Origin of the sequence: Streptomyces sp. NPDC056160, assembly GCF_042268205.1 — a bacterium.
GTDB lineage: Bacteria > Actinomycetota > Actinomycetes > Streptomycetales > Streptomycetaceae > Streptomyces.
Map to the genome: position 1 here is coordinate 1 of NZ_JBHJUW010000081.1, position 21,833 is coordinate 21,833.

The 21,833-nt window shown below is 73.0% G+C and carries 21 protein-coding genes; 17 read left to right on the forward strand and 4 right to left on the reverse strand.

The genetic code is table 11. The features are described from left to right. Positions 1-184: 184 nt before the first annotated feature. Positions 185-478, reverse strand: a complete 294-nt coding sequence (locus ACFC02_RS26420; protein WP_376362022.1) for a hypothetical protein — start codon at positions 476-478, stop codon at positions 185-187. Between ACFC02_RS26420 and ACFC02_RS26425 the strand changes: the two genes are divergently transcribed. The 4 genes from ACFC02_RS26425 (at position 461) to ACFC02_RS26440 (ending at position 5,244) form a co-directional block, all read left to right on the forward strand. Beyond that, complete coding sequence (locus tag ACFC02_RS26425; RefSeq protein WP_376362025.1) at positions 461-1,687, forward strand: CapA family protein; 1,227 nt, start codon at positions 461-463, stop codon at positions 1,685-1,687. The two genes, ACFC02_RS26420 and ACFC02_RS26425, sit on opposite strands and share 18 nt — an antisense overlap. A gap of 107 nt (positions 1,688-1,794) precedes the next feature. Further along, entirely contained in the window at positions 1,795-2,676 is an 882-nt protein-coding gene (locus tag ACFC02_RS26430) for a ThiF family adenylyltransferase (RefSeq protein ID WP_376362028.1), read from the forward strand. Beyond that, the gene (locus ACFC02_RS26435; protein ID WP_376362031.1) at positions 2,673-3,671 is read left to right on the forward strand and encodes a hypothetical protein; all 999 of its coding nucleotides are present in this window, start codon (positions 2,673-2,675) and stop codon (positions 3,669-3,671) included. The genes ACFC02_RS26430 and ACFC02_RS26435 overlap by 4 nt, the downstream gene beginning before the upstream one ends. 166 nt (positions 3,672-3,837) lie before the next feature. Continuing rightward, positions 3,838-5,244, forward strand: a complete 1,407-nt coding sequence (locus ACFC02_RS26440; protein ID WP_376362034.1) for an FAD-binding oxidoreductase — start codon at positions 3,838-3,840, stop codon at positions 5,242-5,244. A 469-nt stretch (positions 5,245-5,713) separates the two neighbouring features. Here ACFC02_RS26440 and ACFC02_RS26445 read toward each other — a convergent pair whose 3' ends face one another. After that, a complete protein-coding gene (locus ACFC02_RS26445) occupies positions 5,714-6,484 on the reverse strand; it encodes a winged helix-turn-helix domain-containing protein (protein ID WP_360968212.1) in 771 nt (256 codons plus the stop codon). 300 nt (positions 6,485-6,784) lie between these two features. On the opposite strand from ACFC02_RS26445, the gene ACFC02_RS26450 reads away from it, so the two are divergent. From ACFC02_RS26450 to ACFC02_RS26470, 5 genes are all read left to right on the forward strand, one after another. After that, on the forward strand, positions 6,785-7,198 hold the full coding sequence (locus ACFC02_RS26450) for a RidA family protein (RefSeq protein ID WP_376362038.1): 414 nt from the start codon (positions 6,785-6,787) through the stop codon (positions 7,196-7,198). A 32-nt stretch (positions 7,199-7,230) separates the two neighbouring features. After that, positions 7,231-8,661 (forward strand): MFS transporter, encoded by a 1,431-nt coding sequence (locus ACFC02_RS26455; protein WP_376362041.1) that lies wholly within the window; start codon positions 7,231-7,233, stop codon positions 8,659-8,661. Between the two features lie 157 nt (positions 8,662-8,818). Next, positions 8,819-9,295: a helix-turn-helix domain-containing protein gene (locus ACFC02_RS26460; protein ID WP_376362043.1), complete on the forward strand. Its 477-nt coding sequence runs from the start codon at positions 8,819-8,821 to the stop codon at positions 9,293-9,295. Between the two features lie 465 nt (positions 9,296-9,760). Then, complete coding sequence (locus ACFC02_RS26465) at positions 9,761-10,105, forward strand: hypothetical protein (RefSeq protein WP_376362045.1); 345 nt, start codon at positions 9,761-9,763, stop codon at positions 10,103-10,105. Further along, on the forward strand, positions 10,095-11,291 hold the full coding sequence (locus ACFC02_RS26470) for an MAB_1171c family putative transporter (protein ID WP_376362048.1): 1,197 nt from the start codon (positions 10,095-10,097) through the stop codon (positions 11,289-11,291). The genes ACFC02_RS26465 and ACFC02_RS26470 overlap by 11 nt, the downstream gene beginning before the upstream one ends. Positions 11,292-11,348: 57 nt before the next feature. On the opposite strand, the gene ACFC02_RS26475 is transcribed toward ACFC02_RS26470, so the two are convergent. Continuing rightward, the gene (locus ACFC02_RS26475; protein ID WP_376362051.1) at positions 11,349-12,140 is read right to left on the reverse strand and encodes a TioE family transcriptional regulator; all 792 of its coding nucleotides are present in this window, start codon (positions 12,138-12,140) and stop codon (positions 11,349-11,351) included. A 68-nt stretch (positions 12,141-12,208) separates the two neighbouring features. On the opposite strand from ACFC02_RS26475, the gene ACFC02_RS26480 reads away from it, so the two are divergent. Then, the gene (locus tag ACFC02_RS26480) at positions 12,209-13,414 is read left to right on the forward strand and encodes an erythromycin esterase family protein (RefSeq protein WP_376362053.1); all 1,206 of its coding nucleotides are present in this window, start codon (positions 12,209-12,211) and stop codon (positions 13,412-13,414) included. Between the two features lie 97 nt (positions 13,415-13,511). Here ACFC02_RS26480 and ACFC02_RS26485 read toward each other — a convergent pair whose 3' ends face one another. Next, positions 13,512-14,975 carry an MFS transporter gene (locus tag ACFC02_RS26485; protein WP_376362056.1) on the reverse strand — a complete coding sequence of 488 codons (1,464 nt, stop codon included), beginning with the start codon at positions 14,973-14,975 and terminating at the stop codon, positions 13,512-13,514. Positions 14,976-15,449: 474 nt separating this feature from the next. On the opposite strand from ACFC02_RS26485, the gene ACFC02_RS26490 reads away from it, so the two are divergent. Genes ACFC02_RS26490 through ACFC02_RS26520 form a run of 7 tightly spaced genes read left to right on the forward strand, consistent with a single transcriptional unit; the run spans position 15,450 to position 21,831 of the window. Beyond that, positions 15,450-16,937 (forward strand): aldehyde dehydrogenase family protein, encoded by a 1,488-nt coding sequence (locus ACFC02_RS26490; RefSeq protein ID WP_376362059.1) that lies wholly within the window; start codon positions 15,450-15,452, stop codon positions 16,935-16,937. A 23-nt stretch (positions 16,938-16,960) separates the two neighbouring features. Beyond that, the gene (locus ACFC02_RS26495; RefSeq protein WP_376362062.1) at positions 16,961-18,019 is read left to right on the forward strand and encodes a VOC family protein; all 1,059 of its coding nucleotides are present in this window, start codon (positions 16,961-16,963) and stop codon (positions 18,017-18,019) included. Next, entirely contained in the window at positions 18,016-18,819 is an 804-nt protein-coding gene (locus ACFC02_RS26500) for an aspartate dehydrogenase domain-containing protein (protein ID WP_376362065.1), read from the forward strand. The genes ACFC02_RS26495 and ACFC02_RS26500 overlap by 4 nt, the downstream gene beginning before the upstream one ends. Beyond that, on the forward strand, positions 18,816-19,715 hold the full coding sequence (locus ACFC02_RS26505) for an alpha/beta fold hydrolase (protein ID WP_376362068.1): 900 nt from the start codon (positions 18,816-18,818) through the stop codon (positions 19,713-19,715). Before ACFC02_RS26500 ends, ACFC02_RS26505 begins: the two co-directional genes overlap by 4 nt. A gap of 5 nt (positions 19,716-19,720) precedes the next feature. Continuing rightward, entirely contained in the window at positions 19,721-20,242 is a 522-nt protein-coding gene (locus ACFC02_RS26510) for a cupin domain-containing protein (RefSeq protein WP_360968248.1), read from the forward strand. Next, positions 20,235-21,002: an SDR family oxidoreductase gene (locus ACFC02_RS26515; protein ID WP_376362072.1), complete on the forward strand. Its 768-nt coding sequence runs from the start codon at positions 20,235-20,237 to the stop codon at positions 21,000-21,002. Before ACFC02_RS26510 ends, ACFC02_RS26515 begins: the two co-directional genes overlap by 8 nt. Before the next feature lie 37 nt (positions 21,003-21,039). Next, on the forward strand, positions 21,040-21,831 hold the full coding sequence (locus tag ACFC02_RS26520; protein WP_376362075.1) for an SDR family oxidoreductase: 792 nt from the start codon (positions 21,040-21,042) through the stop codon (positions 21,829-21,831). The last annotated feature ends 2 nt before the right edge of the window (positions 21,832-21,833 follow it).

Genomic DNA, 21,833 nt, shown 5'->3' on the forward strand with positions numbered 1-21,833 from the left:
GGCCCGGCCTGCGGGCCGGGCCCGGCCACGTCCTCCGCCTCCACGTCCAGCCGCAGGTCGATGTCGAGGTCCAGGTCGATGTCCTGGCCGACGTCCCGGACCATGCCGGGTTCCGGGCTCACTGTGCGGGCCATGTCGTCTCCTTCCTGAGATTCCTGAAATCTCGGATCGAGTGACAGCGATGCTAGGAAGCTTCGGCTTCGGTCCGGGCCGAAGTGTGTTCCATCCGCTGGAGTGGATGCCTTTTGCGCCAAGTTCCCGGAAATCGTCTGCTGTTGTTGCCAGCGGTGGCTGGGTCGTGCTTATGCTCGCCCCAGAGCCATCCGCTATAGCGAATGGCGGTCGACTTGGCGGTCGACTTCATCGCGCACTCATCGAGTACCTGGCGAACGCCCGCGGACACCACGCCGAAATGGTCGGCGGACACCACGCCGAAATGGTCGGCGGACACCACGCCGAAATGGTCAGCGAACACCACGCCGAAATGGTCAAGGGGGCCGTGCCGTCCATGGACGAGTTGCAGATCGTCGCCGTCGGGGACGTCTTCGTACACCGTGAACAACCCGAGGAAGCGTTCCAGCATGTCAGCGGCGCCTTCCGGCAGGCGGACACGACGTTCGCGAACCTGGAGGGTGTCTACTGCGCCACCCAGGAACGCGCCCCCAGCGCGGGCGTCCCCGTCGTCGCCGATCCCCGCCATGCGCGCGGCATCCCCGACGCCGGCTTCGACGTCGTCTCGCTCGCCAACAACCACAGCCTCGACGGCGGAACACTCGCCCTGCTGGAGACCCGCGAGCTGATGCGGAGCGCCGGGGTGGCGACGGCGGGAGCCGGGGAGAACGCCGAGGACGCGCACCGGCCGGCCGTGCTCGACACCGGCCGGGGCCGCGTCGCCGTCCTCGCCTACGCCTCCGTCTTCCCCTGCGGGTACGAGGCCCGCCCCGGGGTGCCGGGGCTGGCCCCGCTGCGGGCGAGCACCCTCTACGCCCCCTGGGAGACCAACGAGTGGAACCCGGGCCTGCTGCCCCGGGTCACCACGGTTCCCGACGCAGGGGACATGGAGGCGCTGCGCGAGGACATCGCCCGGGCCCGGGACCGGGCGGACGTGGTGCTCGCCAGCTTCCACTGGGGCGACTTCACCCGGCCCTACGTCCTCACCGACCACGAGGTGCGCACCGCCCGCGCCGCCATCGACGCCGGCGCGGACGCGGTCCTGGGCCACCACCACCACCTGCTGCGCGGGATCGAGTTCCACCACGGACGGCCCATCTTCTACGGTCTCGGGCACTTCGCGTTCGACCTGCCCGGCCTTGAGGAACGGTTGCGGAAGTCCGCCTATCTCGGCCGCGGTGACGCGAGGCTGCGCCGCGAGAGCGCCCGCCGCTTCGGTGAGTTCCGCATCGGCCCCCGCGAGGGGCATCCGCTGCTTCCCTTCCACCCCGACGGCCGGCTCACCGGCTTCGCCCTCCTCGGGTGGGCCGGCGGTTCGATCCGTGCCGGGTTCGCCCCGTGCGTCCTCGGCCCGGACAACAGCCCCCGCCCGGTGGCCGCCTCCACCCCCGAAGGAAAGGAGGTCATCGACTACCTGGAGCGCGCCTGCGCATACGAGGAGCTGCCCACGCGCTTCGAACGGGACGCCTTCACCTTCCACGGCATCCCCGTCACCGCCGTACGGCCCGGTGACTGACCGCCCGCACCGCACCACCTCCGACCCGCACCACCTCCGACCCGCACCGGCCGACCGCCGCGGCGCGGGCCCGCAGGACACGGACACGGACACGAGAGAGGTCATCCATGTCGGATCGCAAGCGCTACACCGCCACGGAAACCGGCGAGGACTACTACTGGCAACGCGTGCGCCGCAACCTGGGCTGGCTGGGAAACACGCCGGAGGAGCAGAAGGAACGCCAGCTCAAGCTGAAGAACGCGGTCATCGGCATCGCCGGCGTCGGCGGGATCGGCGGGGCCACGGCGGACCGGTTGGTCCGCATGGGGGTGCAGAACCTCAAGCTGGCCGACCCGGACACCTTCGAGGTCTCCAACATCAACCGCCAGTACGGCGCGAGCATAGACACCGTCGGCCGCAACAAGGCCGAGGTCGTCGCCGAGGCCGTCTACAACACCACCCGTGACGTCAACATCGACGTGTACCCCGAGGGCATCACGGAGGACGTCGTCGACGAGTTCTTCGAGGGCTGCGACTACGTCCTTGACAAGATCGAGCTCTACGAGGTCGAGGCCCGCTACACGCTGCACCGCGCCTTCCGCCGCTCCGAACGCTGCCGGTTCATGATGTGCACCCCGGTGTTCGGACACCGCACGTTCTTCTTCAAGTGGACGCGGGAATCCATGACGGCCGAGGAGTACTTCGGCGTGCCCGAGGGCGAGGAGATGAACGAGAAGAACGCCGAGCAGCTCATCAGCAGGTTCATCCCGGAAATGCCGGACTACCCGGACCGCTCCGTGCTGGACGACTGGTTCGTCAAGGAGCGCGAGTGCCCGATCTTCGCCGGCACTCCGCCGCTGGCCCAGGGCATGCTCGCCTCCCGGCTGGGACAAGCCATCACGGGCCTCGACCAGTTGCCCGGCTCCACGCCGCTGCCCGTCATGCCCGGCTACGCGATGCTCGACACACAGAAGTGGGTGGCGAAGACGGTGGAGGGCCCGTGGTGGTGACCGAGCAGACGATGTCCCCCGCCCGGCCGTCCGCACCCGCGGGCACCGGCCTGCCGCGCCACGCCGTGTCACTGGCCTCGTGGCGGCGCGGCGACTACGAGCGGGTGTGGGAGCGGGCCGAGTGGATGCTGGGCAGCTCCACCGAGACCCTGGCCCGCACAGCCCCCGGCACACTGCTCGGGGTGCTCTTCTACCAGAACAGCACGCGCACCCGGCTCAGTTTCGAGGTGGCGGCCCGCCGCATCGGCGGCTCGTCCGTCGGCTTCTCCGACGCGACGACCACACGAGCCGGTGACTTCTACCGGGAGTCCCTGGAGGACACCGTGCGCGTCGTCGGCTCCTACACCGACGTCCTGGCGCTGCGGCACACCGACGACGACGCGGCGGAGCGCGCGGCGGCCGTCTCCCCCGTACCGGTCATCAGTGCCGGCACCGGGGACCGGGAGCACCCGACCCAGGCCATGCTCGACCTGTGGGTGCTCCGTTCCAAGCTGGGCAACCTGACGGGCGTCACCGTCGGCTACGTCGGCGACCCGGCCTGCCGCTACGCCCGCTCGCTCGTGCACGGGCTCGCCGCGTTCAACGCCGCGGGGATCGTCTTCCTCTCCCCGGACGGGGCCGAGGTCCCGGGCGACGTGCAGCGCACCCTGGCCCGGGCCGGGATGACCCGGCGCACGGCGGGGTCGGCCACGGAACTGCTCCGCGGCGTCGACGCGGTGGCCATCATCCCGTTCGAGCTGTCCGACTTCCACGAGAGCGCCGTACGCTCCCACAGCCGGTCGGCACGGCTCGACGAACGGTTCGTGTTCGACGGCGCGCTGCTCAGCCGGACGGGTACGGGGGTCCCGGTGGTCCACACCGGGCCCCGCGGCCCCGAGCTGCCACCGGAGACGGACGACGTGCCGAACGTGCACTACTTCGAGGGCGTCACCAAGGGCGTCTACCTCCGTGCGGCCCTGCTGGCCGAGCTGCTCGCCGCACACCGCCGCCGGTAGCGCGCGCCGCGCGGCACGTGCCGCCGGCGCCGGCACGGAGCACCGACGGGCCGTGCCGTGGCCGCCTGCCCCGGCACGGCCCGTCGGCACGGCCCGCCGGCACGGCTCCACCGGTACCGCTCCCGCGTGCCTGCCGCTTCGGCCCTTCGAACAGGAGGAACTACCTATGTCCGACGACCCGTTGGGCGACGCCCTGGTGGCGGCGTTGCGCGCCGGCGTCCCGCGCTGCCGCGTCCTGACCGGCGACGAGGTGACCGAGGGCCACCTGCGCGACGAGGCGGCCGGGGCGCCCTTCGGGCGGGCCCGGGCAGTGGCCCTGCCCCGGGACACCTCGGAGGTGTGCGCCATCGTGCGCACCTGCGCCGGACTGGGCGTGCCGATCGTTCCCCGCGGCGCGGGCACGGGACTGTCCGGCGGCGCCAACGCAGTCGAGGGCTGTCTGGTGCTCGGTACCGAACGGATGGACCGGGTGCTCTCCGTCGACGTGGACGACCACACGGCCACCGTGCAGCCGGGTGTCGTCAACGACGACCTCAAGAGGCTCTGCGCGGAGCACGGCCTGTGGTACCCGCCCGACCCGGCGAGTTCCGCGTGGTCGACGATCGGCGGCAACGTCGCGACGAACGCCGGCGGCATCTGCTGTGTGAAGTACGGGGTCACCCGCGACTACGTGCTGGGTCTGGAAGCCGTCGTCGCCGACGGTACGGCCGTGCGGCTCGGCGGCCGTACCGTCAAGGGCGTGGCAGGGTACGACCTGCGCGGGCTGTTCACCGGCTCCGAGGGCACCCTCGGGGTGATCACCGAGGTGACGCTGCGGCTGCGGGCCCGCAGGCCCGAGCCGCCGGTGACCGTGGTCGGCTTCTTCGACGAGCTGACCGCCGCCGGACGAGCCGTCGCGTCGGTGGCGGCCCGCGGGCTGACGCCCATGGCTCTCGAACTCGTCGACCGGCACTGCCTCCAGGCCGTGGACGAGTGGAAGCGCATGGGCCTGCGGCCCGGTGCCGCTGCCCTGCTGCTCGCCCGCAGCGACGCGTCCGGCGGCGCCGCCGAGGAGGAGGGCCTGGCACTGCTGGACTGTTTCCGGGGCGCGGGCGCCACATGGGCCGACGTGTCCACCGACCCGGTGGAGGCGGACGCCCTCTTCGAGGCCCGGCGCCTGGCCTACCCCGCGCTGGCCCGCCGCGGGCCCGTGCTCACCGAGGACGTGTGCGTGCCCCGCAGCCGCGTACCCGAGATGCTGGAGCGCGTCGCCGGGATCTCCGCCGCCCGGGACGTCCCCGTGGCCAACATCGCGCACGCCGGGGACGGCAACCTGCACCCCCTGATCATCGTGCCCGGCACGGACGACGCGGCCCTGGCGAGGGTGCACGGCGTCTTCGAGGAACTGATGGACGCCGCCCTCTGCCTGGGCGGCACCGTGACCGCCGAGCACGGTGTGGGCCTGCTCAAACGCGGGGGTCTGCGGCGCGAGTCCGGCGCTGCCTCCCTCGCGCTGCAGCGCGCGGTGAAACAGGCACTGGACCCGCGGGGCCTGTTCAATCCGGGCAAGGTACTGGCGCCCGCCCCGGGCTGACGCCCCGTCACCCGGCGCTCCGTCGCGCCGGCGCCGGCCCCGGCGTGCCCGCCGTTCGCCTGCGATCGCTTGTGGAGGCAGGCGTGCACCGGCTGACCGCGGAGCCGCCAGGCCCACCAAGCTCGAACTGCTCACCGTCTGGCCGGCCGGCCCCCCGGGACCGGTTCGCAGATCCTCGGCGACGCGGCCGCCGTCGCCCGCGCGGCCCTGCGCGCCGCACGCCCGGACCCCGTCAACCGCCCCCGGCGCCGTCCCATGACACCGGCGCGGCCTGGTCCGGAGCCGGCGGCCGTTCCGGCCGGAACATGCCGCGGCTCCGGAACATGCCGCGGCTCCGGACCGAGCCGCGGCCCCGGGCGCGTCGCCGCCCTGACGAGGCCCCGCCCCGGGCCCGTCAATGCAGCGAGCCGCCGCTCCTCCGCCCCGACGTCCTCCGGGACCGCCCCGTCCCGCCCTGCCGGGCGCAGCCTCAGGCCGCCGCGCGGGTGCGGAGTTCCTGGAGGTCCAGGCCCAGCCAGTCCCGCAAGCCGCGCGCCCCTTCCTCAGGAACCCTGATCACCCGGTTGCCGGAGGCCCTGACGACCCAGCCGAGTTCGAGGAGCCGGCTGAGCAGCGCAGCGCCCACCGCACCCGCCAGATGGTGGCGCTGTTCGGTCCAGTCGACGCAGTAGCGCACGGTGGGCCGGGCGGTCCGCGGTGGCTTCACCCCGACCTCGTCCAGGGTCCGCCAACCGTCCTTCGTGACCTCGTAGGTGAGGTCCCAGCCCGGCGCGGACAGCCGGTCGCGGACCGAATGGGCGGGGTCGTGCAGCCCGTCACCGCCGACCAGGGCCCGTCGTTCGAGCAGGGACCCCATCAGGCCGACCCCGAGGTGGCCCGCCAGATGGTCGTAGCAGGTGCGGGCCAGGCGCAGGGAGGCGGCCCGCGTCCCGGACCGCAGGGACCGCGGGGTGAACGGGTGCGCCAGGGTGGCCAGGGACTCCAGTGCGTGGGCGACCTGGGCCGAGGCGAGACTGTAGTAGCGGTGGCGGCCCTGCCGGCGGACCGTCAGCAGTCCGCCGTCGACCAGCTGCGCCAGGTGGCCGCTGACCGTCGACGGCGCCACGCCGGCCTCCGCCGCGAGCATCGTCATCGGAAGCGCCCGCTGGTCCAGGAGGGCGAGCAGGATCCGGGCCCTGGTCCGGTCCCCGATGAGGGAGGCCGGAGTGAGGAAGTTCGCGTCTCCCGCCAAGTCGCGCATGACTCTCCCGAATGGTCGGTGCGGTGGCCTTCACGTCCCTCCATGCTGTCACCGATCCGGGAACAGCCGATCCGCCACGGCGTTCTCCGCGTCGATTTTGCGCCGCCTTCCACGGCGCCCGAGCACGGTGCGCCCGCCGCGCCGCCACACCCCGCGCCGAGGCGTGAGACACGCTCTGCCAGCACATTTCGACCCGGCCCGAAGCTTTCGGGGACTAGATTGGCGAACGACCGCATCCCCCCTCGTGCGGACCGCCCCGGCAGGCCGGGGCCCTGGTCCGCGGGGTATCACCGTCTATTCGTGGAGGTGCTGATGGGCCGCGAGCTGATCGTCCGGGGAAAGGTACCCGGCTACCGCTATTCGCCGGGTGTCGTAGTCGGTGACACCGCCTACCTGGCGGGTCATTTCGGCGTCGACGGCGAGGGGAAGCTGGTGGCGGACGAGGTGGCCGGGCAGGGGCGCCGGGCACTGGAGAATCTGCGATCCACGTTGGAGGCGGCCAGGATGGGCCTCGCGGACGTGGTGAGCATGCGCGTGTGGCTCACCACGTACGACGACATGCCGGCCTTCGACGCCGTGTACGGCGAGTTCTTCGAGACGGACCCGCCCGCCCGTACGGCCTTCATGGTGGAGCGGCTGCCACTGGGCGCGGCCGTGGAACTCGATGCGATCGCCGTGCGCGACTCGGCCGAGGTGAAGGCACGACTGGCCTGATGCCGGGCCCGGAACGAAACGAAGGAACGCCGATGTCCCTCGACGACGTCAATTCTTCCGCCGCGGTGGCGAGCGAGGCTCCCCGGACGCCGGGGACCGCGTCCCGGCTGCCGCTGATCGCGCTCTGCCTGGGCTTCTTCATGGTCATGCTGGACGCGACGATCGTGACCGTCGCGCTGCCGCCGATCGGCAAGGAGTTCGCCACCGGGGGAGACCTGACCGGCGCCCAGTGGGTCGCCGACGGCTACACCATCGTGTTCGCCGGGCTGCTGCTCTCGGCGGGGTCGGTCGGTGACCGGCTGGGCAGCAAACCGGTGTTCCAGGCCGGGCTCGGCCTGTTCGTCCTGACCTCCGTGGGCTGCGGCATCGCGCCGTCCCTGTGGTTCCTGGTCGTGATGCGCCTGCTGCAGGGCCTGTCCGCGGCGCTGGTCGTTCCCACGTCGCTGGCGCTCATCCACGCTTCGTACGCGCGCAAGGAGGACCGTGCGCGCGCCATCGGGGCGTGGGGAGGCATCGGCGGCATCGCGGCGGCGTCCGGGCCGGTGCTCGGCGGGCTGCTGGTCGCGGCGTTCGGCTGGCGTTCGGTGTTCTACGTGAACCTTCCCTTCGGGCTGCTGGGCATGTACCTGACCGCCCGGCACGTGCGCGCGCCGCGGCCCAGCGGCGAACGCGGCCTGGACCTGCCCGCCCAGATCCTCGGCATCCTGGCCCTCGGTGCCCTCACCCTCGCCATCATCGAGGGAGGCCACCGCGGCTGGTCGGCTCCCCTGGTCGTGGCCGCCTTCGTCCTGTTCGCCGGGTGCGGAGCAGCGTTCCTGCTGGTCGAGGGACGCGTCCGCAACCCCATGCTGCCCCTGTCCCTGTTCCGCCACCCCTCCTTCTCCGGCGCCACGACCGTGGGCCTGCTGCTCAACATCGGCTTCTACGGGCAGTTGTTCGTGGTCACCTTCTACTTCCAGCAGTACCGGCACTACGCCGTGCTGTGGGCCGGGCTCGCGATCCTGCCGCAGACCGCCATGGCCGGCCTCGCCTCCGCCCTCGGCGGACGGATGACGGCCCGCACCGGCCCGCGGACCCCCATGACGCTGGGCCTGCTCGTCGGCACGGCAGGTTTCTTCGCCCTGCTGGCCGCCGGGGGCTCGACCCCGTACTGGGTGCTGGTGCTGCCGCTGGCCGCGATCGGCTTCGGTACGGCGTTCACCATGCCCGCGGCCGTGGCCGCGGTCGTGGAATCGGCGCCACCGGAGCGTTCGGGCGTGGCCTCGGGCGTGCTCAACGCCAGCCGCCAGGTGGGGAGCGCCATCGGAGTGGCCCTGCTCGGCTCGCTCGTCGCCACCCAGGCACACTTCGAGACCGGCATGCGCGTGGGGTCGGTGATCAGCGCCTGCTGCTTCCTGGCGGGCGTGCTGGTCGCCGTGACGGCGGTGGGACGGGTGCCCGAGGAACAGGTGAGCGCCGTCTGACCCACGCCCCGGGGCCGCCGCGGCCCGCGGACCGGCAAGGCCGCCGCCACCGGTCGTCCTGTCCGTCACCGCGGCACCGTCCCTGCGCCGACCGGTAGCATCGATCGGTACAGCGGACGGCCCCGCCCGGGGCCGGGGCTCCAGCAGAGGACGGCTGATGAAGGAGAGCGACCTGTCCGGCGGGCAGGGCGGGCGCCCGCTGCTCGCCCAGTTCGGCGAGCGTCTGCGCGCCCTGATCGTCGCTCTCTACCCGGACGAGCGGCAGCGGCCGGGGTACGCCAAACTCGCCGCGCAGATCAGGCAGAGCACGGGCGGCACGATCTCGGCGACCTACTTGTGGGAGCTGGCCACCGGCAAGAAGCGCAACCTCACCGTGGAGCAACTCGACGTCCTCGCCGAGTTCTTCGGGGTACCGCCGGAGTACTTCTTCGACGACGAGGCCGCCGAACGCGTGAGGACGCAGCTCAAGCTCGCCTCCGCACTGCGGGACGCCCGCGTGCGCAACCTGGCCATGCGCGCCGACGGGCTCTCCCCCCAGACGCTGGACGCCCTGCTCACGATGGTCAACGAGGCCCGCAGGATCCAGCAGTTGCCGGAGGTCGCCGCGCCGGGCGAGGCGGAGCCGGACAGCTAGGGTCCGTCAGAAGGGCCCCAGGGCTCGGTCCCGCTCCCGGTCCTGCGACGGGAACAGGCCGGATCAGACCCGGGCAGGCGGACGTGAGCCGCAGGTGCGGTCACGTCCGGTCCGGTCGCAGCGGGCCAGGACCCGTCGCCGGTTGGCCGGATCCCACCGGAACGGTGATCACTCGGTTGACCCGGTTCGGTGCCGTGCCGAAGCATGTGCGGCCTTGACGTTTTGAAGGACGAACGACTCGGAGAGTGCACGCTTCTCGTCATCATCCCCCCACGAGGTGAAGACACCCCCATGCCGCACTACTTCAGTACACTGCGCCGCCGCTGCCAAGCAGTGGTCGACGACCTGGATCTTCCTCGGCCGTTCTCCCCCGAATCCTTCTGCGCGCACCTGTCCCGGCAACGTCGGCGCCCGATCAGTCTGCACGCCTTTCCGCCGGCGGCTTCGGGCCAGACAGCCTGCGGAATGTGGCTCGCGACCGAAACCGACGACCACATCTTCTTCGAGACGCACACCACACCGCTCCATCAAGAACACATCATCCTCCACGAGATCGCCCATCTCCTCTTCGACCACGGTTCGCAGGCCTCGTCGGCGGTGGACCTGACGCACCTGTTCACCGACCTCAGTCCGGCCACCGTGCGCCGGCTCCTGGGCCGCACCAGCTACACGACGGTCCAGGAGCAAGAGGCCGAGATGCTGGCGAGCCTCATCAGGACCGCCACCGAGCGGCAGGGCGGCTCGCCGCCGACGGGAGTACTGGGCAACCTGGAGGCAGCCCTCGGGGTCGGCGGTCCGCATGCGTACTGATCTGACCGCGGCCGCCCGCCTCGTCGAGGACGCGGGCACGGCGGCCGTCTGGATCGCGGTCCTGCTGCGGATACCGGCGGCCCGGCGCGACCGCCGTCAGCGCGGCCTGTGCCTGGCGGTCGCCGCGGCCGCGGCGGCCATGGCCCTGCGCCTGGGCCCCGTCGCCAAGGCCATCGACCTCCTCACCGGCGACCCCCGCGCCACCCAACTGGCCATGCACCTGCTGGGCGCGCTCTCCGCCATCGTCGTCCTCGACTTCGTCCTGACCGTGACGGGCGGCGGCCCGCCCCGGCCCTGGCTGCACATCGGCGGCGTGTTCTGCCTGCTGACGCTGCTGGCCCTCGACGTCTTGGCACCGGCGCACTCCCAGGACGTCATCGGCCCGCACGGCGCACCCGAACCCTCCCTGGTCTTCTGGCTCACGCTGGTGTGCATGCACCTCGCGGCCGACGGCACCTGTGTGGTGGTGTGCTGGCGCTACAGCCTGCGGGGCAAGGCCGGGCCGTCCCGCACGAGCCTGGCGTTGTTCAGTATCGGCACGGCCTTCGCCGGCCTGTTCTGGGTCGCGGACCTGCTGTACATCCAGGTGCGTTCACCGTGGATCCCGGTGTGCCTCTCCGTGGCGATGGGCCTGCACGGGCTGCTGCGCGCCGCCTCCATAGTCGTCCCCACGCTGCTCGACGCGCGCCGTGCCGCCGCCGACATCAGGGTGCTGCGCCGGCTGGCCCCGCTGTGGCGGGACCTGATCGACGCGGTGCCCTCCGTCGCCCTGTACGCGCCGCGTCATCCCCTGCTGGAGACACTCTGGCCGCGGGGCCCCAGGGACCTGATGGTCTACCGGCAGATCGTGGAGATCCGCGACGCGATCCTCGTCCTGCGCGCGTACATCCCCGAGGACGGACTCGTGCCGCCCGGGGACCGCGAGACCCCGGCCCCCCGAGGCGCCCGCACGCACCTCCCGTCCGGCGGGGACCGTGAGGCGGTCGCCGTCGCACGCATGCTGCACACCGCCCGGCGCGCGAAACTCGCGGGCCGCCCGCCGTGCCGGCACTCCGGCCGGTTGCCCCAGCCCAGTTGCGCGGACGTGGCGGCGGAGACGGACTTCCTGACCAGGGTCGCCGACGCCTACCGCCGGCCCGTCCCGCCGTACCCCCTGCCGGCACAGGCCGCGAGCAGCCCCGCGTGAAGCCGGCGGGGCACGTCCGCGCCCGGCCGGCTCCGCGCGGCGGGGCGGGGCGGCGTCTCACCCGCGCTCGCGCAGGTACGCCTCCAGCTCGGCGGCCCCCGCCAGCAGCGCCCGCCCGCGCTCGGACAGCCGGCCGCGCCAGTCGCCCAGCGCGGCCTCCAGCGGCTTCGGACCCCCGGCCGACCGGATCTCGGCGATCAGCGGGGCGATCTGCTCCAACAGGTAACCGCCGCGCCTGAGTTGACCGGTCATCCGGGCGTCCCGTACGTCGGCGTCGTCGTAGACCCGGTACCCGGTGTGCGGATCGCGGCGCGGCCGTACCAGTCCCGCGCGCTCCCAGGCGCGCAGCGTCGCGGGCCGGATCCCGAGCTGCCGCGCCAGCGGCCCGATGAACGTGCCGCCGCCGGGCCCGGGTGCGGTGCCGGGGTGGTGCGCGGCGGCGAGGTGGTCGTGCGCGGGGGCGAGGTGGTCGTGCGCGGGGGCGCGTGCCAGGTCGCGGAGGGCCTTCTCCACGGCATCGAGGGTCCTGCGGTCGTCGAGGAGCCGGGCGTGGCTCTCGTCGATGAGGCGGAACGCCTCGTCGGCCGCGCCGCGGTGCACGGCCCGCATGACCGACGCCGCCGAACGGTGGCCGTGGCCGGGGACCAGGGCGAGGAACGCGCGCAGGGCCCCCGCGTGCAGCGAGGTGTAGACGCGGTAGCCGTGGGGTGTGCGCTCGGCGGCCGGAAGGATGCCGGCCTCCTCGTAGTTCCTGACGGCCTGGGTCGACAGACCGTGCCCGCGCGCCAGATCGACCGGCCTGAGCCGATCAGCCCGCCGGGAGTGGACACTTTGAGGGTTTGGCGCCATGAAGCGCTGTACTCCCGCCCATATCGCGAAAAAGTTTCAACCGAAGCTTCAACGATACCGTTGAATCCATGGCCACTGACCTCAGGGACACCGCCCGTCCCGTCGACTCCGCCGCACTCGTGGAACTCCTCCCGGCCCGGCCCCGGCTGCTCGCCCTGGGCGAGCCCGCTCACGGTGAGGACACTCTGCTCGGCCTGCGCAACGAACTCTTCCGGCAACTCGTCGAGCAGGAGGGCTACCGGACGATCGCGATCGAGAGCGACTGCGTGCGGGGCCTGCTCGTGGACGACTACGTCACCTCGGGCACGGGCACCCTCGACGAGGTGATGCAACACGGCTTCAGCCACGAGTGGTTCAACGCGTCCGCGCCCAACCGTGAACTGGTGCGATGGATGCGCGCCTGGAACGACGGCCGGCCCGCGTCCGACCGGCTCCGCTTCGCCGGTTTCGACGGCCCGTTGGAGATGACCGAGGCCCAGAGCCCCCGGCAGGCCCTCACCGCCCTGCACGGCTACCTGTCGGCCCGGGGCGAGGCGGCCCTGCTCCCCTGCACCGCGGAAACGCTCGACCGGCTGCTCGGCGCCGACGACCGATGGACCGATCCCGCGGCCATGCTGGACCCGGCCCGGTCCGTGGGGCGATCGGCCTCGGCCGCGGAGCTGCGACTGCTCGCCGACGAACTCGTGGCGCTGCTCGACGAACAGACACCGCACCTGCTCGCGACGGCCCCGCGGGACGACTGGGAGCGTGCGTGCCTGTACGGGCGTACCGCCACCGGACTGCTGCGCTACCACTACTGGATGGCCGACACCTCACCGGTCCGCATGGCCCGGCTCGGCGGACTGCGGGCCGCCATGATGGCCGGCAACCTCCTCGCCGTCGCCGCGCGCGGACCGGCGCTCGTCCACGCCCACAACTCCCACCTCCAGCGGGCGAAGAGCACCGTGCGGATGTGGGAGGGGCCGGTGCGGTGGTGGGGCGCCGGTGCGCTGGTGAGTGCCCGGCTCGGCGCGGAGTACGCCTTCATGGCCACGGCGCTGGGCACGATCCGGCACCAGGGGGTGGACACGCCGCCGCCGGGCACCCTCGAAGGGCTCCTGTACGCACTCCCCGAGGACCGCTGCGTCATCGACCCCCGGCGGCTGGCCACCGCCCTCGGCGACCCGCGGCCCACGCCCCGCGTGTCCCCCTGGTTCGGCTACGCCCCGCTCGACCCGGCCCACCTCACGGACGCGGACGGCATCGTGTTCGTCAAGGACGCCGTCGCGGCGTAGACCTGGGCCGTGGCCCGCCCGCCTTGCCGCCTTGCCGCCTTGCCGCGCTTTGCGCGACCGGTCGGCCGCAGCCGCCCGCGCGCGGCTCCGGCCGGGCCTACGGGGCCAGGTCCTCCAGCCGCCGCCCGCTCGTCTCCTCGGCGCCCACCGCCGTGAGCGCGCCGACGAGGGCCACGGCCGCGAGCGTCACGAAGACGGTGCCGAGCGCGCCGTCGGCGCCGTCCGCGTAGACCGCGCCGACCACGATCGGGCCGAGGATGACGCCGACGCGGTTCATGGCGCCGCCGACACTCGACCCCAGGGCCCGCATCCGGGTGGGGAACAGCTCGGGCGTGTACAGGTACAGGCAGATGTTGGCGCCGAAGAGGAAGACACTCGCCAGCGAGGTCCAGGCCAGCACACCGGTCGCGGAGCCGCCGGAGAACAGGCCGAGGAGCAGCAGGGCGACGGCGGAGCCGCCCAGGCACCCCATGACGGTGCGGCGGCGGCCGGCGCGGTCGACGGTCAGGGCGACGGCGAGGCAGCCGACAAGACCCGCGCAGGAGGTGACCGTCGAGTAGCCGAGGGCGGTGGACAGGTCCAGGCCGAAGCGGGTGCCGTAGATGGTGGGGAGCCAGGACGTGATGCCGTAGTTGACGAAGTAGCCGGTGAACCACAGGACGCCGACGACCAGGGTGCGCCTGCGGTAGCGGCCGGACAGCAGCTCCCGCAGACCGCCCCCGCCGCCACCCGGGCCCCCGCGCCCGTCCTCCAGCCCGCCGCCATCTGCGTCCCTGCCCGTGGGCTGCGGGGCGGGCGGCGCCGAGGGGGCCGGGTCCGGCAGCGGCTCGCCGGTGATCCGTTCGACCTTCTCCTCGATCGCGGCCATGGTGGCGAGCGCCTGCTCGTGGCGGCCGTGGTCGGCCAGCCAGCGCGGCGACTCGGGCACGTACCGGGCGATGACGAGGCACAGGACGCCGGGGATCGCGGCGAGGCCGAACATCCAGCGCCAGCCGAGCAGCGGCACCAGCCACGCGGCGAGCAGCGCGCCCGCCGTCAGGCCGGCCGGGAAGACCAGCTCGTACAGCAGGACGAAGCGGCCCCGCTGGTGGGTGCGGGTGATCTCGGCGATGAAGGTGGCCGCGACCGGCACCTCTCCGCCGATGGCCAGGCCCTGGAGGAACCGCGCGGCCATGAACGGCGCCGGCGAGGTGCACAGGGTGAGCGCCAGGTTGCACAAGCTGGACACGCCGATGCAGACGGCGATGACCCTGACCCGGCCGTAGCGGTCGGCCAGGCGGCCGGACAGGAGCGCTCCGGCCAGCATGCCCACCGAGCCCACGGTCATCAGGGCGGTGGTCTGCCCCGTGCCGAGATGCCACGCGGCGCGCAACTGGGGCAGCGCGTAGGCGATGAGGAGCTGGTCGAAGGCCTCGAAGAAGGTGACAGCGCCGATGACGAGGCGCACGGTGACGTGCCAGCGGCACAGGGGGAGGCGTTCGAAGCGGGCGCCGATGGCCGCGGCGAGCGCCGCGGTACCGGGGCGGTGGGCCGCGCCGGCACGAGGGGCGTCGATCGTCATGGAGAGGTCCTCCGGCTCCCGGGCGCCCGGACCGAGGGACCGGCCGGCGCGCACGGGAGGGTTCGGGCCGTGCTGCGCGGGGCCGGACGGCTCCGCGAACGCAGGGCGGTGAGGGACGGCAGGACGGCAAGGGCGGGGGGTGGGAGGGGCGAGGGGGGGTGCGGAGGGAGAGGCAAGAGGTGAGCGTGCCGGCGCAACCGCCGCGTCGGCAGGTCTCACCGCTCCGGCCCGATTCGGACAAGGGCTGAATCTCTTAGTGCTTAGGTTCTACCGCCTGCGCGTCGGGGGCCGTCAAGGGTTCGGCGCCGACCGGCGGGAAAAAGTCGCGCGGCCCGACCCCTTGCGGGGCAGATATTTAAGCCATTAGATTTCCAGCACTTCGCCATACCGGGCTCATCCCGGGGCGGGCCCCGGGTCCGTGCCCCGCCCGCCCGCGGAGATTTCCCCCGACCCCTCACGCCCGGAGGTTCCGCCATGCCGCGCATCCCAGCCGACGAGATCCTCATCGCGGGTCGCTCAAGGCGCGGCGCGGGCGACCCGATCCGGACCGTGAACCCGGCCGACGGCACCCTGATCACCACCGTCCACGCCGCCTCTCCCGCAGACGTGGACGAGGCGGCACGCGCCGCCGCCGACGCCGCGGCCACCCCCGCCTGGCGCGACCTGCTGCCCCATCAGCGCGCCCGCCTCCTGTACCGGATCGGCGACCTGATCGAGGAGCACGCCGCCGAGCTGTCCGCGTTGCAGACCACCGACACCGGCAAGACCCTCACCGAGACCCGCGCGCTCGCCCACAGCGCCGCCGGCACCTTCCGCTACACGGCCGCCGCGCTGGAGACCGCCGAGGACTCCCTCACCCCCGCCCGCGGCCCCTACGTCACGATGAGCGTGTACGAACCGATCGGCGTCGTCGGGGCGATCAACCCGTGGAACTCGCCGATCGCCTCCGACGCGCAGAAGACCGCCCCGGCACTCGCCGGCGGCAACGCGGTCCTGCTCAAACCCGCCGAGTGGACACCGCTGGTCTCACTCGCCTTCGGCCGCCTGGTCCACCAGGCCCTCACCGAGGCCGCCCTGCCGACCGCGCTGCTGTCCGTCCTGCCGGGCAAGGGCAGCGTGGTCGGGGACGCCGTCGTCAGCCATCCGCTCGTGCGGCGCATCGGATTCACGGGCGGCACCGCCACCGGCCGCACCATCGCGCGCGTCGCCGCCGGCAAACTCGTCCCCGCCTCGCTGGAACTCGGCGGCAAGTCCCCCACGATCGTCAGGCAGGACGCCGACCTCGAACAGGCCGTCGCCGGGGTGATGTTCGGCATCTTCTCCTCCAGCGGCCAGTCCTGCATCGCCGGTTCACGGCTCTTCGTGCACCGGTCGCTGTACGACTCCTTCCTCGGCGAACTCGTCGAACGGGTACGGAAACTGCGCCTCGGACCCGGCACCGACCCCGGCACGCAGGTCGCCCCGCTCGTCCACCACCGGCACCGCGACGCCGTCGCCGCGTACGTGGACCTCGCCCGCGCGGAGGGCGGACGCGTCCTGTGCGGCGGCACGGTACCGCAGGGCCCGGAGTACGCCGCCGGCGCCTACTACCTGCCGACCGTCATCGACCGGCTGCCCCACTCCGCCCGGACCTGCCAGGAGGAGATCTTCGGCCCGGTCCTCGTCGCCCTCCCGTACGACGACGAGGACGACCTCGTACGCCAGGCCAACGACAGTGTGTACGGGCTGGCCTGCGGCATCTGGACGCGCGACGCCCGCGCCGCCTGGCGGCTGGCCCGGCGCGTCGAGGCCGGCACGGTCTGGATCAACACGTACAAGCAGTTCTCCATCTCCACCCCCTTCGGCGGGATGAAGGACAGCGGCCTCGGCACGGAGAAGGGACGCGACCTCATCCGCGCCTACCAGCGGCAGAAGTCCCTGTACTGGGGCACCGACGCCACCCCCCTGCCCTGGGCCAACTGACCCACTCCCGAAAGGCCCTCACCATGACACACCCCCCTGGTCCCTCTGGTCCGCCGATCGCCCGCCTGCGCGCCCTTCGCTCGGTCGAACTGCTCACCCCGCACTTCGCCGAGGCCGCCGACTTCTACGAAGAGGCATGGGGACTGGAGGTCGTCGAGTCCGGGCACAGCGCGAGCTGGCTGCGCGGCACCGGCGAGCAGCACCACGCCCTCCAGCTCACCCGCGCCGACCGCATCGGCCTCGGCCGGCTCGCCTTCGCCGTGGCCACCCCCGCCGAGATCGACGAGGCGGCCCGTCGGCTCGAAGCACGCGGCATCACCCCGGTCGCGGGTCCCGGACCGCTGGACCAGGTGGGCGGCGGCTACGGGCTGCGGTTCCACGACCTCGACGGACGGCTGATCGAACTGTCCGCCGACACCTGGGCGGTAGCCCCGCGCGGCCGTGACGCCGCCGTGCCGGTCGGTGTCACCCACGCCGTCCTCAACACCCCGGACATCGACGCCTCGGTCGCCTTCTACAGGGACGTCCTCGGCATGCGCGTCTCGGACTGGTCCGAGCACCAGATGGCGTTCCTGCGCTGCAACACCGACCACCACTGCGTCGCGTTCAACCAGGCCCCGTGGGTGTCCCTCAACCACGTGGCCTACGAGATGAGTTCGGTCGACCACTTCATGCGCGGCCTCGGGCGCCTGCGCCACCACGGCATCACCCCCGCATGGGGGCCGGGGCGGCACGGGCCCGGCAACAACACCTTCTCCTACTTCACCGACCCCACCGGTCTGGTCTGCGAGTACACCTCGGAGGTCGCCCAGGTCGTCGAGGACGCCTGGATCTGCAAGGTGTGGCGGCGCGTCCCCGAACTGTCCGACCTGTGGGGCACCGCCGGGCCGCCCTCCCGGCTGATCCGCGCCCACATGGCGGGCACCCCGGACGGCAGCCCCGTGGCCCCGCCCGTCGACGCCGAAGCCCAGACCCAGGCCGAAACCGAAGCGCACTCCCAGGCCCGAACAGAAGCCCAAGCCCAGGTCCGGACCGGAGCCCGAACGGGAGCCGCCGCCGACGCCGAAGGAGTCCCCGCATGAGTACGGACACCCCCCGCCGCGTCGGCCTCATCGGCTGGGGCGCCATCGGCCGCGTCGTCGGCGGCGCGCTGGCGGCCGGCGGGATCCCCGGCGCCGAGCTGGTGTGCGTCGTCGACAACCGGCCCCTCGGGAACTCCGCGCCCGTGCCGCAGTACACCGTCGAACAGGCCCTGCACCACTGTGACCTGATCGTCGAGGCGGCCGGGCAGGGCGTCGTGCGCGAGTGGGGCGAGACCGTTCTCGCCTCCGGCACCGACCTGCTCGTCGCCTCCACCGGCGCCCTCACCGATGACGACCTCGCCAAGCGGCTGCTGCACGCCGGTCCCGGCCGCGTCTACTTCACCGGCGGTGCGGTCGGCGGCCTCGACCTCCTTCAGGCCGTACGCGCCATGGGCCCCCTGGACGAGGTCCGCCTGACCACCACGAAACTGCCCACCACTCTCGAACAGCCCTGGATGGACGAGCAGTTGCTGACCCGGATGCGGTCGGCCACCGGACCGGTCGAGGTGATGGCGGGCACCGCCCGGGACGTCCCGGTGAAGTTCCCCAGGTCGACCAACGTCGCCGCCTCAGTCGCCCTCGCCGTGGGCGACCCCGACGCGGTCCGCGTCAGCGTCGTCGCCGACCCGGCGGCCCGGCACACCTCGCACGTGATCGAGGCGAGGGGCCCGCACGGCACCTACCGCTTCGAGGTACGCCACCTGCCCGATGCCGCCAACCCGGCCACCAGCCAGGTCGTCCCCTACGCGGTACTGCGTTCCCTCGCCGCACTCGCCGGACGGACGGGGCAGATCCTGTGAGCGCCTACGACCTCTTGGGCCTCCACCTGGAACAGGCCGGCGACAGCGGCCCCCTGCTGCTGTGCCTGCACGGCATCGGATCGTCCTCGGCGGCCTTCGCACCCCAACTCGCGGCTCTGAGCGACACGTTCAGGGTCGTCGCCTGGGACGCCCCGGGATACGCCGGGTCCGCGGACCCGGACGGCCCGTTGTCGATGGACGACTACGCCGACACCGCCGCCGGGGTGATCCGGGCGTACGGCGGCAGCGCCCACGTCCTCGGCGTCTCCTGGGGCGGCGTGATCGCCCTCCGGCTCGCGCTGCGCCACCCGGACCTCGTCGATTCCCTGATGGTCCTCGACTCCACGCCCGGTTCGGGCACCGACCCGGAGAAGGCGGCCGGGATGCGCGCCCGCGCCGCCGAACTCGCCCGGCTCGGCCCGGACGCCTTCGCCGCCGCCCGCGCCCCGCGCCTGGTCTCCCCGGACGCCCCCGCGGACCTCGTCGAGCGCGTCACCGCCACCATGGCCGCCTCGGTCCGCCTGCCCGGCTACGCACACGCAGCCGAGGCCATGGCCGCCACCGACCTGCGCGGCGAACTGCACCGCGTCACCGCGCCCACCCTCGTCCTGTGCGGCGACCAGGACCGCGTCACCGGTCCCGACAGCTCACAGGTCCTGGCCGGCGGTCTGCACAGGACCGCGTACGTGATCGTCAAGGACGCCGGTCACCTGGCCAACCAGGAGCAGCCCGAGCGTGTCAACGCCTGGCTCCTGTCCCACCTGCACATCGCCACCGGCCCCCGCACACCCGACCCCCGCAAACCCGACCTCCATACAACTCACCTCCACACAACTGACCCCCGCACACCCGACCCCCGCACACCCGACCCCCGCACACCCCACACGAAGGGCTGACCACCATGCCTGTCACCACCACCGAGTACGACAACGGCGGCGACCTCGCCCGCTACACCGACTCCCTGATCGCCACCAAGGACTCCCGCGAGCCCGACTGGAAGACCCTGTCCTTCCAGGAGAAGGCCGGCCCGCAGTACCGGCGGGCGCAGATCCGCTACGTCGGCTCCGGCGCCACCGGCAACCACGAGGGCGACAACCGGATCATCCCCTCCGGCGGCTTCACCTTCTCCAACATGCTGCTGCCGCCCGGCGCCGAGGGCCCGGCCCACACCCACCACGACGTGGAGGAGGCCTTCTTCGTCCTGGAGGGCCAGGTCCGCGTCGGCGTCCACCGCGGCCCCGACGAGGTCGAGTACCGGACCCTCGGCTACCGCGACATGATCGTGGTACCGGCCGGCGTCACCCGCTCGCTGAAGAACGAGGGCGACACCGACGCGCTGTTCTGCGTGATCATCGGCACGCAGAAGCCACAGGTGCCCACCTACCCGGAGTACTCGCCGCTGTACGGCGTCACCCGTGACTGATCCGTCGGGGCCGCCCGCGCCGGCCGCCCGGCGCACCGTCGTCGTGACGGGGGCGGGCCGTGGCCTGGGGGAGGCCATGGCCCGCCGGGCGGCGGCGGACGGGTTCCGGGTCGTCGTCGCCGAGCTGGACGCCGTCCGGGGCGAGCGGACCGCCGGGTCGATCCGCGCGGCGGGCGGCGAGGCGGAGTTCGTCCCCCTGGACGTCGCCGAACCGGCCTCGGTGGCCGCGCTCGCGGACCGCCTGGCCGCCACCGGACCCGTCCACGGCCTGGTCAACAACGCGGCCCTCGCCGACGGGGTGGGCGGCAAGGAGTTCCAGGACATCGACGTAGAGGTCTGGGACCGGCTCATGGCGGTCAACGCGCGCGGGCCCTGGCTCGTCGCCAAGCACCTGCTGCCGCTGATGGGCCGCCCCGGCCGCATCGTCAACATCGCCTCCGACGCGGCCCTGTACGGATCCCCGCGCCTGGCCCACTACATCGCGTCCAAGGGCGCGGTCATCGCCCTCACCCGGGGCATGGCCCGCGAGCTGGGGGAGCGGGACATCACCGTCAACGCCGTCGCCCCCGGCCTCACCGAGGTCGAGGCCACCGAGAACGTCCCGGCCGAGCGCCACGCCCTCTACGCCGCCACCCGGGCGGTCTCCCGGCCGCAGCAGCCCGCGGACCTCATCGGCCTCGTCTCCTTCCTGCTCGGCGAGGAGTCCCGCTACCTCACCGGACAGGTGATCGCCGTCAACGGCGGCTTCACCATGCACTGAACCCCCACCGCACCACTGGATCTGCAAGGAGTACGTCATGGATCTCGGCCTCGCCGACCGCACGGTACTGGTCACCGGAGGCAGTTCCGGTGTCGGCCTGGCCACGGTCCGCGCCCTGCTGGACGAGGGCGCCCGCGTCGCCACCTGCGGACGCGACCCCGAACGCCTGGCCAAGGCCGCCGCCCGGCTCGGCGCGGGCCCGGAGCGGCTGTTCACGGGCGCCTGCGACGTCCGCGACGCCGACGCCGTACACCGCTTCACCGACGCCGCCGCCACCCACTTCGGCGGCGGGCTCGACGGCCTGGTCAACAACGCGGGGCAGTCCCGCATGAAGCGCCTGGACGACACGACACCCGAGGACTGGCGCGACGAGCTGGAGCTGAAGTTCGCGGGCGTCCTCAACCCCCTCGCCGCCGCCCGGAGTCACCTGCGCGCCTCGGACGCCGCCTCGGTCGTCACCATCAACGCCGTGCTCGCCAAGCAGCCCGAGCCCCGCCTCATCACCACCAGCGCCGCCCGCGCCGGCATCCTCAACCTCTCCACGTCCCTCGCCCGGGAACTCGCCGCCGACGGCATCCGCGTCAACTCCGTCTGCCTCGGCCTGATCGACACCGGCCAGTGGACGCGCCGGCACGCCGCCGCGGACAGCGGCCTGACCTACGAGGAGTGGCAGGCCGAGCTGGCCGCCGACCGCGGCATCGCCCTCGGCCGGCTCGGCCGCGCCGAGGAGGCCGCGTACGCCGTCGTCGCGCTGCTCGCCCCGCGCGCCTCCTACATCACCGGAACCAGCATCGACGTCTGCGGCGGAGTCGGCCGCGGCATCCTGTGAGG

Excerpts from the sequence above, each read along its gene's own strand:
- ACFC02_RS26460 (WP_376362043.1), top strand. The coding sequence starts at position 8,819 with ATGAAGGAGAGCGACCTGTCCGGCGGGCAGGGCGGGCGCCCGCTGCTC.
- ACFC02_RS26520 (WP_376362075.1), top strand. The coding sequence starts at position 21,040 with ATGGATCTCGGCCTCGCCGACCGCACGGTACTGGTCACCGGAGGCAGT.
- ACFC02_RS26470 (WP_376362048.1), top strand. The coding sequence starts at position 10,095 with ATGCGTACTGATCTGACCGCGGCCGCCCGCCTCGTCGAGGACGCGGGC.
- ACFC02_RS26500 (WP_376362065.1), top strand. The coding sequence starts at position 18,016 with ATGAGTACGGACACCCCCCGCCGCGTCGGCCTCATCGGCTGGGGCGCC.
- ACFC02_RS26425 (WP_376362025.1), top strand. The coding sequence starts at position 461 with ATGGTCAGCGAACACCACGCCGAAATGGTCAAGGGGGCCGTGCCGTCC.
- ACFC02_RS26440 (WP_376362034.1), top strand. The coding sequence starts at position 3,838 with ATGTCCGACGACCCGTTGGGCGACGCCCTGGTGGCGGCGTTGCGCGCC.
- ACFC02_RS26485 (WP_376362056.1), bottom strand. The coding sequence starts at position 14,975 with ATGACGATCGACGCCCCTCGTGCCGGCGCGGCCCACCGCCCCGGTACC.
- ACFC02_RS26510 (WP_360968248.1), top strand. The coding sequence starts at position 19,721 with ATGCCTGTCACCACCACCGAGTACGACAACGGCGGCGACCTCGCCCGC.
- ACFC02_RS26445 (WP_360968212.1), bottom strand. The coding sequence starts at position 6,484 with ATGCGCGACTTGGCGGGAGACGCGAACTTCCTCACTCCGGCCTCCCTC.
- ACFC02_RS26430 (WP_376362028.1), top strand. The coding sequence starts at position 1,795 with ATGTCGGATCGCAAGCGCTACACCGCCACGGAAACCGGCGAGGACTAC.
- ACFC02_RS26475 (WP_376362051.1), bottom strand. The coding sequence starts at position 12,140 with ATGGCGCCAAACCCTCAAAGTGTCCACTCCCGGCGGGCTGATCGGCTC.
- ACFC02_RS26465 (WP_376362045.1), top strand. The coding sequence starts at position 9,761 with ATGTGGCTCGCGACCGAAACCGACGACCACATCTTCTTCGAGACGCAC.
- ACFC02_RS26490 (WP_376362059.1), top strand. The coding sequence starts at position 15,450 with ATGCCGCGCATCCCAGCCGACGAGATCCTCATCGCGGGTCGCTCAAGG.
- ACFC02_RS26480 (WP_376362053.1), top strand. The coding sequence starts at position 12,209 with ATGGCCACTGACCTCAGGGACACCGCCCGTCCCGTCGACTCCGCCGCA.
- ACFC02_RS26455 (WP_376362041.1), top strand. The coding sequence starts at position 7,231 with ATGTCCCTCGACGACGTCAATTCTTCCGCCGCGGTGGCGAGCGAGGCT.
- ACFC02_RS26495 (WP_376362062.1), top strand. The coding sequence starts at position 16,961 with ATGACACACCCCCCTGGTCCCTCTGGTCCGCCGATCGCCCGCCTGCGC.